8 protein-coding genes are annotated in these 12,206 nt (G+C 63.1%); 2 read left to right on the top strand and 6 right to left on the bottom strand.

Features of this window, described 5'->3' with window-relative positions; translation table 11 throughout:
• Positions 1-31: 31 nt before the first annotated feature.
• From ACA065_RS03210 to pbpC, 4 genes are all read right to left on the bottom strand, one after another.
• Positions 32-634: a DUF4136 domain-containing protein gene (locus ACA065_RS03210; RefSeq protein WP_497693285.1), complete on the bottom strand. Its 603-nt coding sequence runs from the start codon at positions 632-634 to the stop codon at positions 32-34.
• Between the two features lie 24 nt (positions 635-658).
• Entirely contained in the window at positions 659-1,408 is a 750-nt protein-coding gene (locus ACA065_RS03205) for a methyltransferase (RefSeq protein ID WP_497693284.1), read from the bottom strand.
• Positions 1,401-1,709: a MazG-like family protein gene (locus tag ACA065_RS03200; RefSeq protein ID WP_497693283.1), complete on the bottom strand. Its 309-nt coding sequence runs from the start codon at positions 1,707-1,709 to the stop codon at positions 1,401-1,403. Before ACA065_RS03200 ends, ACA065_RS03205 begins: the two co-directional genes overlap by 8 nt.
• A 232-nt stretch (positions 1,710-1,941) precedes the next feature.
• On the bottom strand, positions 1,942-4,233 hold the full coding sequence (pbpC, locus tag ACA065_RS03195; RefSeq protein ID WP_497695292.1) for a peptidoglycan glycosyltransferase PbpC: 2,292 nt from the start codon (positions 4,231-4,233) through the stop codon (positions 1,942-1,944).
• A gap of 211 nt (positions 4,234-4,444) precedes the next feature.
• On the opposite strand from pbpC, the gene ACA065_RS03190 reads away from it, so the two are divergent.
• Positions 4,445-4,735, top strand: coding sequence for a hypothetical protein (locus tag ACA065_RS03190; protein WP_448653133.1), 291 nt, complete (start codon positions 4,445-4,447; stop codon positions 4,733-4,735).
• A 76-nt stretch (positions 4,736-4,811) separates the two neighbouring features.
• On the opposite strand, the gene ACA065_RS03185 is transcribed toward ACA065_RS03190, so the two are convergent.
• A complete protein-coding gene (locus tag ACA065_RS03185; RefSeq protein WP_497693282.1) occupies positions 4,812-9,707 on the bottom strand; it encodes an alpha-2-macroglobulin family protein in 4,896 nt (1,631 codons plus the stop codon).
• Positions 9,708-10,005: 298 nt separating this feature from the next.
• Between ACA065_RS03185 and ACA065_RS03180 the strand changes: the two genes are divergently transcribed.
• Positions 10,006-11,343 carry an MATE family efflux transporter gene (locus tag ACA065_RS03180; RefSeq protein ID WP_497693281.1) on the top strand — a complete coding sequence of 446 codons (1,338 nt, stop codon included), beginning with the start codon at positions 10,006-10,008 and terminating at the stop codon, positions 11,341-11,343.
• Here the strand turns inward: ACA065_RS03180 and ACA065_RS03175 are convergent.
• Positions 11,288-12,181 carry an alpha/beta hydrolase gene (locus ACA065_RS03175; RefSeq protein WP_497693280.1) on the bottom strand — a complete coding sequence of 298 codons (894 nt, stop codon included), beginning with the start codon at positions 12,179-12,181 and terminating at the stop codon, positions 11,288-11,290. The two genes, ACA065_RS03180 and ACA065_RS03175, sit on opposite strands and share 56 nt — an antisense overlap.
• Positions 12,182-12,206: the final 25 nt, after the last annotated feature.

Here is a 12,206-nt window from a genome sequence, read left to right as displayed (position 1 = left end):
AGACGAACTGAGCCTGAGATGAGAATAGCGGCTAACTGGGCGGATAAGCGCTCATGGCCTTCTGCATGGCCTCGCGCAACGCATCAGCCCGTTCGCTCAGGCTGCCTTGGCTGGCGGTTTCGGCGCTGGTGCTCCATACGGGCTGGCGGGTGCGGGCGTCGAACAAGCTGATGCGCGCCACCGCGACCGTCACTTCATAGGTGCGTACCACCGGCACTGTGTTGTACATGCCGTAGCCGTTGCCATAGCGGTTGTAGCCGCCGTAACCGTAGCCATAGTCGTCCTGGACCTGGCGCAAGCGTTTTTCCAGGCGCACGTCGGCGCTTACCAGCAGGTCGGGCGCACGGTTGTCATGCAAAGGGCGCAAGCCGCGCTGGTCGAGGGCGCCGCTGACCGCCTCGGCAATCTGTGCCGAATCGGCCCACGCCGTGCCCGCTGGTAGCTGTCCGTTGAGCCAGGCCCAGTTGCGGTAGGCGCCATAGTCGCGCACCGGCGCCGGGTACGCACTGGCATCAAAAGTGTTGGCCGCCTGCGCGGGCGCCGGTGGCATCGGCGCCGAGGTAGCCACGTAAGGATTGGGGCTGGAGCAGGCGCTCAAACCCACCGATAACAGGATCAAACAGAGACGACGCATTTCGACCTCCGCAGACTGGGCCGCTTAAACCGGACGGCAGATCCAGTGCAAATAACGCCCAAGTCCGGCAAAGCTTGGGTGACGACGATGAGCGAGCTCCATCTCCAACATGTCCTGTAAATCCGCGCGCGCCTGGAATTCCACCGGCATATAGTCGTGGAACACCCGCACGCCGCTTTGGCTTTCGACCTGCCAAAGCCCCTCGAGTTGCGCCGCCAACTCACGCGGGTCGAGCGGCTGTTGCGGGGTAAGGCTCTGCTTCTCGCCGGCCATGTCGTTCTTGCGCATTTTGCGGAAGTGGCCTTTGAGCAGGTTGCGGTAAATCAGCGCATCGCGGTTGTAGAACGCCAGCGACAGCCACCCACCCGGCACCGTGAGCTGGTGCAGCACCGGCAGGATCGCATGGGGTTCGGCCAGCCATTCCAGCACCGCGTGGCACAGTACCAGGTCGTAAGGCTCGGTGAGTTGGCCGAGCAGGTCTTGCCAGGGTGCATGGATAAAGGTCGCGGTCTGCCCGGCGTCGGCAAAACGCTGGCGCGCGCCTTCGAGCATCGGCTCAGCGGGCTCGGCCAGGGTGACTTGGTGGCCACGCTCGGCCAGCCACAGCGACATATGCCCCAGGCCTGCGCCGATATCCAGCACGCGCAACGGGCGGTCCGGCAGGGCTTCGACGAGGTCGGCCTGGAGCACTGCCAGGCGAATGGCGCCTTTGGCACCGCCGTAGATTTTCTCGGCGAAGCGCGTGGCCAGTTGGTCAAAATGACGGTCACTCATGGGCAAACCGCCGCTCGCTGTCGGCCAGCTTGGCGCGTACCACCTCGTTCATGTCCAGGCCCAACTCACTGCACAACAGCAGCAGGTACAGCACGATATCGCCGACTTCCTGCCCGGCGTGGGCGAGTGCGTCGGCGGGTAGCTGACGCGATTGGTCTTCGCTCAGCCATTGGAAGATTTCCACCAGCTCGGACATTTCCACGCTGGCGGCCATGGCCAGGTTTTTCGGGCTGTGGAACTGCTTCCAGTCGTTGTTATCGCGGATGCGGTGCAGGCGTTCGGTGAGGTGTTCGAGGTTCATGCGGGGGCTCCTGAAGGTGTATAGCTTCGGGGGGATCAGGCATGAAGGCAAGTGAATCCCGGCGGGGGTCCTTGAGGTTGCCTTCGGGAGCAAGCCCCCTCCCACATTTGAACGGGGTTGCAGGTCAACATGCGGGGTGTTGCTACAGGCCTCATCGCAGGCAAGCCAGCTCCCACATTGGGTAGGTGTTCGCAAATCGAAGTGTGGGAGCTGGCTTGCCTGCGATGGCCATTTAGTCGATGACGCTGAATTCGAGGCGGGCGGTTTGGCCGGCTTCGTCGAGGACGCTGAGCTGGTAGCGGCCCAGTTGTTCGAAGCTGGCGTTGATGCTGTCCTGGTTGGCGCTGTCACCCAGCGGCGCGCCGTTGAGAAACCACCAGCGTCGGCCGCTGCCGCCCAGCGCGGAGATTTTCAGGCGCAGCGCTTGCTGGCTGGCGGCGGGCAGGCGCAGTTGATCGCCTTCGCGTACACCGACGATGGACAGCGGCGATGAGGCGGCCAGCGCCGGCGGTGGGCAGTCGGGGTCAGCAACTGGGATTCGCGCTTCACGGCGCTCCACCCTGGGCAGCCAGGGTTCCAGCGGCGCCGGCCACAAGGCGATGTCTTTGGCCACGGCGCCTGGGCAATGGGCGTCGACCCGCAAGTCCTTGGCGTTGACCCACACCGTTTCCTTCAACCCCACACTCAACGGCTGATCCAACGCCTGCAAGGTCGGTGGCGTGGTGTTGTCCAGTGTCCAGGCGAAGCGCTGGCGGCGGCAATTGGGGTCACTGCGGCTCATCGGCTGGCCCAGCGGCCAGCAGATTGCCGCCACGCCGACATTGGCGGGCACCGGCTTGACGGGCGCGCTGATCCCGCGCTGGCTGTCGCGGTTGGTCAGTACGTCATGCACCTGCAACATCAACGGCGCCGCCGAGGCCAGGCCGAACTGGCCCGGCACCGGTGTGCCATCAGGTCGGCCGATCCACACGCCGATCAAGTAGCGCGGCCCCACGCCAATCGCCCAGGCATCGCGAAAGCCATAGCTGGTGCCGGTTTTCCAGGCCAGCACCGGCCGCTGCACCAGCTCGGCCCGCGGGTCGCGGTCGGGCCGTGCCTGGCCGCTGAGGATACGCCGCACAATCCAGGCGGACCCTGGCGACAGTAAAGGCCGTTCTCTAAGCGTATCGTCCGGCTGTAATCGGATAGCAGCACTCCTGCCGTCGCGGGCGAAGGCGCTGTAACCGCTGACCAAGTCTTCCAGGCGGCTGCCCGCCCCGCCCAAAATCAACGCCAGGTTCGGTTCGGCCAGCGCCGGCAATGCCAACGGCACGCCGCCGATGCGCATTTGGGCGGCAAACCGCTTTGGCCCATAGGCTTCCAGCAGCTGCACCGCCGGCAAATTCAGCGAACTGGACAGCGCCGTACTCGCCGGCACCGCGCCGCTGAAGCCCATGGAGAAGTTGCCCGGCCGGTAATCGCCATAGCGCCGCGGTACGTCCTGCAACAGCGATTCGGAGTGAATCAGCCCATCGTCCAGGGCCATGCCGTAAAGAAAGGGTTTCAAGGTAGAGCCCGGCGAACGCAGTGCGCTGATCATGTCCACGTGGCCGAAGCGTTTGGCGTCATTGATGTCCACCGAGCCGAGGTACGCGCGCACGGCCATGCTTTCTTCTTCCACCACCAGAATGGCGGCGGACGTGTGTTCCGGCAGCCGCGCGCGCCAGCCGAGCAGCAGGTCTTCAAGACGCCGTTGCAGGGTGGCGTCCAGGGTGGTGCGGATCAGCGGCGGGCTGTCGGGCCGGTTCAGGCGGCGGGCGAGCAAGGGCGCAAGGCTGGGCTCCAGGCGTGGGGCGAGCAGCAGCGGCTCTTCCAAGGCTTCATCGACCGCCGATTGCGGCCACACCTGGAACTCGGCCAGGCGGCGCAACACTTTGTCGCGGGCTTGTTGGGCACGCTGCGGGTGGCGGTCCGGGCGCAGGCGGCTCGGTGCCTGGGGCAGCACGGCGAGCAAGGCGGCTTCGGCGTGGGTCAGTTGGGCTGGAGATTTACCCAAATACGCCCAACTGGCAGCCGCCACGCCTTGCAACGTGCCACCGAATGGCGCGCGGTTCAGGTACAGATTAAGAATCTCGTCCTTGGACAAATGCCATTCCAACTGCGCGGTGCGCCACAGCTGGCGCAGCTTGCCGTGGAAGGTGCGCGAATGCGGGTCGAGCAAGCGCGCCACCTGCATCGACAAGGTGCTGCCGCCCGACACCACCCGCGCGCCGGTCAGGTTCTGCCAGGTCGCCCGCACCAACGCCAGCGGGTTCACACCGGGGTGTTCATAAAACCAGCGGTCCTCGTAGGTGAGCAGCGCATCCAGGTAATACGGCGACACCTCACGGGTTTGCACCGGATAACGCCACACACCATTAGCATCAGCAAACCGCCACAACGGCGTACCATCCTCAGCCAACACCACCCGCGCCAAATCATCCTTAGGCAAAGGCAACGGCCAAACACGATCCGCCAGCCACAACAGCGCAATCACCAACAACACAAAACCCACGCCCACGCGCAGTAAATGTGGGAGCGGGCTTGCTCGCGAAAGCGATTTGTCAGTCACCTCACTCACCTCTGCCCCACCACGCCCACAACTAATCGCAAATTCAACCCCGCAAACCTCTATGCTTCAGGGAACTAGCCACGCCCCATCGCGACAAAAGGCTCAGTGCTGGCAATTTCGTCCACTTATTCATCGAGACACACCTATGCAAGTAGACTTTTTCGGATGGCTGGGTAACACAGTTGGCTTGATCATCCACTACATCGTCGAGTTCTTCAGTGGGCTGTTCAACATGCTGTCCAATGCTGGCGGCAACTTCGTCGAAGGCATGTCCCGGTCACTGGGCATGGACACCTCGATCATCAGCATCATCACCCTGATCATCGGCCTGCTCTTCCTTTACTCGGCCGTTCGCGCCTTCATGCGCGCCTCGATCATCCTCGGCGTGATCTGGCTGATGCTCGGCCTGTGGCTCCTCAGCTGGGTAGTCCACTGACCCACAACCAACAGAGATCCCCTGTGGGAGCAGGCAAGCCAGCTCCCACATTTAGTCCCCATTCCAAGCAAAGACCTCAGCGCCCCTTAATTACCAAATCCGCCGGTGTCTCCCCCACCGCCTGCCAGTTCGGCCGGTACATCGACTCCACCTGCGGCGGCGGCACGCGGTAAGTCCCCGGCGTCACCGCCCGCGCCAGATACAACAGGTGCGTAGTGCCGTAACCATCCAGATTCATCGCCGCCACATACCGATCATCACGGAACTCCTGGTGCTTGAGCGACGCGTTCTGCATTGACTCGCGCCATTCCTTCACTTGGCTGCTGGCGTTTTCCAGGCTGGCCGCGCTTTGCGCCAGGTTCTGGTTTTCCAACTCAAGGCCAGCCGGCAACAAGTCCACCACCAAGGCATCCGGCACGCGCTGCTTGGCGCTGACGGCCAAATGCACCAGCACCAGATCACCGCTATTGAGGTTACGCAGGTTCAACGGCTGGCCGTTCATGCCCAAGTACTCACGGCGGATGCTCAGGTTGTCACCGCCCGGTGCCGGTGGCACTTGCGGGTAGCCCGAGATCGTCAGTTGCTGGTACACCGGCGCCTCGCCCTGATTACTCAAGGTCAGGTCAGAGGACAGCAACTTGCCTTCCAGCTCCAGCGTCGACTGTTGGTTGTTCAACTCATGCACACCGCCGCTGCCATCCAGCAGCACCTTCCAATCAGCCTCAGGCTGCGCAAACCCAAGACGCCCGGCCAGGAACAGCGAATTACGCTCCTGGGTCGAGAGGTACGGGCTGGCGGCCAACTGATCCGACAGCGTGAACAAACGCTCCTCGCGCTTGCCTTTGGCCAGGTCATTTTCCTCGAGCAGCGCCAGGATCATCGCTTGATCGCGCAACGGGCTGCCGTAGTCGGCCAGCCACTCATTGGCATTGCGCTGCGCCGCCAGCCCTGCGAGCAAGGCTTGATCGGCACGCGGCTGGTCGCCCATTTTTTGCAGGGCGATGGACAGCTGCACCAACGGCAAGCCGGAGCGCGCTTCGCTGCGGCGCTCGAAGATACTGCGCAACGCGCCCAATGGCGCCTGCTGACTGCGCGCCAGCACCATGCCGGCGTAGGCCTGCACAGCAAAGCGGGTGTGGTCGGCGTTGTCGCTGTAGTCCACTTCGATCAGGTTGCGCTCCTGCACATACCGCAGCAGGCGCTCGCTGGCTTTTTTCAGCGCCTCAGGCGGCACGGCAAAGCCCTGGTCGCGGGCGCGCAGCAGGAAGTCGGTGACGTAGGCGGTCAGCCAATATTCCTCTTCGCCATCAGCGCCCCACAAACCAAAGCTGCCGTTGTAGCGTTGCATACCCAGCAGGCGCTCAATGCCCAGCTCGATTTTACGTTTGCGTTCGCTGTCCGATTCGCCCTTGACGCCCAGGCGCTTGAGCAACGCAGCGTCGGCATACAGCGACGGATACAGGCCGCTGGCGGTCTGTTCCAAACAACCATAAGGGTAGGCCTTAAGCGCGTTGATCTGCGCACCAAGGTTCAGCGGCGGCCGACTCGACAGGCTCAGCAGCGCTTCACGCCCCGAAGCATCGAACTGATCCAAGCTGCCTGCCGGCAGGCTCCATGGCTGATCCTTGAGCACGGCGCGGTAATGCTTGAGCAATGCCGGGTAGGCCGGGCGTACGCCCAGGGTCCACTCGCGGCTGAACGGCGGCAGGTTTTCACCCGGCAGGTCCAGGCCATTCACAGTGACCTTGACCTTGCCCTGCCCCAAGCCGCCCCAGGCTTTCACCGGGATACGCAAGGTGGTGCGCTGGCCTTGCTTGAGTTCGACGGACTGCGCAACGCTGTTGACCAACTCAAGCTGCCCTTCGGCGCTCAGTTGCACGTCGAGCTTCTGCGCTTTGCCCGACAGGTTGGACAGGTCCAGGGCCAGGGTTGTCTGGTCACCACCGGCCAGGAAGCGCGGCGCCGACAGCTCGGCAATCAGCGGCGCGGCGATGACCGTCTTGCCTTCGACCATGCCATAACGATCATCGCTCCAGGCCTGGGCCATCAAGCGCAGTTCACCGTTGAAATCCGGGATATTGACGCTGACTTCGCCTTCGCCCTGTTCATTCAAAGTGACTGGCGCGCTCTGCAACGCAACGATGTTCACGCTGGTGTCCGGGCGTTTGCCACCCTTGGCCAGCGCCGCATCACCACCAAAAGCCAGGCTGGCCAGACGGCCCTGGCCGGCCTCGATCAACTGGCCGTAGATATCGAATTGGTCCACGCCATAGGCCTTTCGGCCGAACAAGCTGGAGTATGGGTCCGGCGTCGGGTATTCGGTGATATTGAGGATGCCCACGTCCACGGCCGCCAACAGCACATGCACCTGTTTCGGCACGCTGCCATCGGCATTCTTGGCGGCGATCTTCACCGTCAGCGGTTGTTTGGGGCGCATTTTTTCCGGCGCGCTGAGGGTCAGGCCCAGTTTGCGCTGGGTGCGATCCAGTGGCAGGTGCAGCAGGCCCACGGCACGTTTGGGGGTGATATTGGCTTTGCGCTCACCCGGGCGAATCACCAACGCACTGACGTACAGGTCATGGCGCGACCATTTCGGGTCGAGCTTCACCGCGAAGCTTTTGCCCTCGGCCGGCACATCGATTTCCTGCCACCACAGCGGCCCTTCGCTGGACTCCACCAGCAAGTAGCCCTTACCGGCCGCCGGTGGCGTGACCGTGACAGTGGCGGTATCGCCATCGCCGTACGCGGGTTTATCCAGCGCTAGCTTGACTTGGTCCGGGCGCACGGCGCCGCCTTCGGTGTTGTCCTGGGCCTGGTAACCGGCCCAGAAACGCAGGCTGCTGACCAACCCGGTTTGCGGGTCTTCGACCTCGACGCGGTACGGGCCCCACTCCACCTGGAAGCTGACCTTGGCGGTGTCGCCGGCCTTGATGTTCAGGGTCTGTTCGTCGAGGTTGAGGAACTTCTCGTTGAAGTGATAGCTCCAGCCGTCGTTCTCCGAGTAGTTCCAGTAGTAGTCGCGGCGCTCGCGCACCAGGCGCACCTTGAGGTTTTGCGCGGCGAGTTTTTGCCCATCCTGGTTGGCCACCAGCACTTCGAACTCTGCCGGGCCGTCGCCGTTGGTTTCCTTGCCGTCAAACAACCCGCGCAAGCCAGGCAGTTGCTTGGCCGGCCAGATCGGCTGCACCAGACGCCGCGTGATCGGCCGCCCGCCCGACTCTTGCAGGCTGGCTTGCACGATCAGTTGCAGCGGCGATTTGACGTCGGCCCATTTGCTTTCCAGGGTCAACTCTTCCTGGCCCTTGGCGTCGAGTACGCTTTCGTCCAGCTCGAAATCCTGGCTCAGCTCTTCTTCGGTCACAGAGCCGAATTGATAGCCCGGCAGCGATTTGACCGCTTCGCGCAGTGGGCGCACATAAACCTGCCCGCTGACGCGGTTGCCCGACGCCGGCGCACCGTAAAGGTAGCGACCATTGACGTGAATCACCGGGTTATCCGCCGGGCTCAAGGCCGTTTCGCTGCCTTTGAGTTCCAGCGCGAGGCGCTCGGGCAGGAAGTCTTCGACGAGGAATTCATACAGCTGCGGCTTGCCATCGCCCAGGTCGAACACCAATTGCCAGCGCCCGGTCGGCGCCTCACCGGCCAGTTGCAGTTGATATTGATAGAGGCCTGACGCGTCGGCATCCCACACAAACTTGCGGCTGACTTGCTCATCCGGGCGGCGTACCTCGACGCTCACCGGCTGCGGCTTGACGGCGTTGCCATCCTTGTCGCGCAGCAGGGCGTTGAGCAGCACGGTTTCGCCGGGGCGATATAAATCGCGTGGACCAAATACGAAAAATTGCAGCGGGTGCGCCGGTTGGCCGCCGATATCGAACTCGGCCAGGTCCAGCGCGGCACTGTCCAGGCGCAGCATGCTGGTTTGTTCGCCTTGTTTGGCCAACAGCACCTGGGCTTTTTTCGGCAACGGCAACTCAGCGTGGCCGCCTTTCTCGGTCTTGCCCTGGCCCAGCACACGGCCTTCGGCATCCAGCACTTCGAGATCAACGCCATCCAGCGCCTTGCCGCCTTCCAGCGCCTGGGTAAACACATCCAGGCGGTTGGCATAGCGGTGCACCGAAAGGCCGATATCACTCAGGGTGAACAGCGTGGCCGGTTGCGAATAGTTGTAGGTGCCCGAGGCGCGCATCACCGCCAGGTATACGCCCGGCTGTTGCAACTGCTTGAGGCCGGCGATTGGCAGCAACAAGGTTTCGCGGGTATTGCGCGCCGGGTTCAGGTCGAAGCGGCCGCCGTAGACCAGGTCGGCCATCGGCAGCAATTCACGGGACTCGTAACTCTGCAGACTGGTATTGCGCCCCCACTGAGCAAGAAACGACGGCAGGGATTCGGGCTTGATACGGAAGAATTCGACGTCGATCTTGTCGACGTTCAACGCAATCACCGGCAAGCCTTCAGCCAGACGCGTCGGCAGCAAGGTGCCCCGGCTGGCGAACCCAACAGTGGCTTGCAGGTCGCGGGTTTCCAGGCGCGCGCTGTATTCGGCGGCAAGCTTGTTATCGTTGACCGCCTTCACACCGGCGTCGACCGTCAGCACCAGCTTGCGCTGCGGCTCAAGGTGGCGCAGGCGCAACTCCATCAAGTTATCGGAAAGCTCCCAGGCGCCGTCGACCTTGCCGGACTTGCTGTCCACCAAGTGGAGTTTGTCGGCGAACTTCTGCTCGGGGTCCAACGGGATGGAAAAGCTCACCGACAAGGTGCTGGCCCCGTCCAACTGGACTTCGGACACATCCACCACGCTCAACTCACGGCCGGCATAACGCTGCTTGAGCGACGCCACATCCACCGCCGGCTTGGCCGGTTTCGGCGCTGCCGCCACTGTTGGAGCAGGCGGTGCAGCCGGTTTATCGGAAGAATCGCAGGCGCTCAGCAGGGCCAGCGCGCAGGCCAGGAACAGTCCTTTGTTAAGCATGGGGCACTCGTCGTGAGAGGGATCCGAGGGGTGAACTATATATCAGCCCGAGTGGGGCCGATGTGGTGCTGGTCACATTGACCGACGGAGGGTGGTTTGGTTCTTGCCCCTCGTTTATCCCAACCAAATCCCACAGCCATTGAAGATCAAAATGTGGGAGCTGGCTTGCCTGCGATAGCGGTGTGTCAGCTATCACTATTTTGACTGACAGTCCGCCATCGCAAGCAAGCCCGCTCCCACATTGGTTCTGCGGTGCAGTTGGGGCCAAGTTACAATACCGCTCCCCAAAGGAGCCTCCATGACTTCCCTGCTCACCGACTGGCGCCACCGCCCCACCCATCGCCGCGTCTGGGCGCTGGCCGCGCCGATGATCCTGTCCAACATCTCGGTGCCGCTGGTGGCCCTGGTCGACAGCATGGTCATCGGCCACCTGCCCCACGCCCACCAACTGGGTGCCGTGGCCGTCGGTGCCAGCCTGTACACCTTCCTCGCCTGGGCCATGGGCTTCCTGCGCATGGGCTCCACCGGCTTTGCCGCCCAAGCCGCCGGGCGCAATGACGGCGCCGCACTGCGGCAAATCCTGCTGCAAGGGTTGCTGTTGGCACTGGGTTTGGCAATGTTGCTGGGCACCGTCGGCATCCCGTTGAGCCACCTGGCCCTGGAGTGGATGCAGCCTTCGGCCGAACTGAATCAACTGACCCGCGATTTTTTCCACACCCGACTGTTCGGCCTGCCCGCCGCCCTGGCCAGCTATGCTTTGGTCGGCTGGTTCCTCGGCACACAAAACGCACGCGCGCCGTTGGCGATCCTGTTGACCACCAACCTGGTCAATATCGCCTTGAACCTGTGGTTCGTCCTCGGCCTGGAGTGGGGCGTGGTCGGCTCTGCGCGCGCCTCGGTCATCGCCGAATGGACCGGCGCCCTGCTCGGCTTGGCACTGACGCAAAAAGCCCTGCGCGCCTACCCCGGCCACATCGCCTGGGCCGCGTTAAAAGTGTGGGAAAGTTGGCGCCCGTTGCTGGCGGTGAACCGTGACATCTTTATCCGCAGCCTGGCGTTGCAATCGGTATTTTTCATGATCACGGTACAAGGCGCGCGCTTGGGCGACGCCACGGTCGCGGCCAACGCGCTGCTGCTCAACGGCCTGCTGCTGACCGCCCACGCCCTGGACGGTTTGGCGCACGCCGTTGAGGCCCTGTGCGGCCATGCCATTGGCGCCCATGACCGTCAGGCGTTGCGCCGCTCACTGGTGGTCGCCTGCGGCTGGTCGTTGATCGCCAGTGTCGGGTTCGCGCTGTTGTTCACCTTCGCCGGCCACCTGTTTATCGCCATGCAAACCGACATCCCCAGCGTGCGCGAAACCGCCGACATCTACCTGCCCTATCTGGCCGTGCTGCCGTTGATTGCGGTGTGGAGTTACTTGCTCGACGGCCTGTTCATCGGCGCCACCCGCGCGCGTGAAATGCGCAACGGCATGCTGCTCACCGTGGTGCTGCTGCTGCCATTCGCCTGGGCGCTGCAGCAGTACGGCAACCACGGGCTGTGGGTAACCTTCCTGCTGTTCATGGCTCTGCGCAGCCTTACTTTGTGGGCGATTGCCTGGCGCTTGAATCGGCAGAATCAGTGGCTTGGATAAAGGCCGTGACACGGTCCAGCACCGGCGCCAGCCAGCGTAAGGGTCGAGAGATAGCCGCCACCAGTGTCGCGTGGCTGGTCCTGGTGAAGTAAAACGCTTCAACCGGCACGTCCGCTGCGCGCAGTTTTTTTGCCAGCCCACCGGTATTGCGCGTGGGGTTGACCAGCGTGTCGCTCACCGACGCGATCAATAGACTCGGCGGCGCATCGTGGCTGACATGGTTGATCGGCTGGGAATCCGGTGGTGAGTCGGGAAAGAAAAACACCGGCCTCACGTCGGGGTTTTCAATCGGCAGGAAGTCATACGGCCCGGCCAGGCCGATCCAGCCTTTGAGCATCGACGGCGACAAATTCACTTCGTTGAGCCAGCGCGCATCCAGCGCCAGCATCGACGCATTGTAGGCACCGGAGCTGTGGCCCATCAGGTACAGCTGCTTGGGGTCGGCGCCGTAGTCGGCGATGTGTTGATAGGTCCAGGCGACGGCCTTGGCGTTGTCCTGCAGGAACAGTGGGTAACGCACTTGTGGGTAGAGCCGGTAATCGGCAATCACCACCACGATGCCGCGTGAGGCCAGGGCTTCGCCGACAAAACCGTAGTCGTCCTTGGCGCCGCTGTTCCAGCTGCCGCCGTAGAAGAACACCACAACCGGGGCGTTGGGCAAGGCGTTGACGGGGCGGTAGATATCGAGCGTTTGGCGCGGGTCGGCACCGTAGGCAATGGAGGAGGTTTTGGTGAAGGTGCTGGAGGGCGTGAGTGCGTTGAGCACTTTGATGGGGGAGCAGGCCGCCAGGAATGCGGCGAATGCCAGGGTGAAGGCTTGCAGCCATTTGCTCGACATCGTTCAGACCTCACACAGAAGGTAC

Source organism: Pseudomonas sp. LBUM1640 (assembly GCF_059716225.1).
The sequence above is the reverse complement of the archived record's forward strand: the minus strand, read 5'-3'. Positions and strand labels throughout refer to the sequence as shown.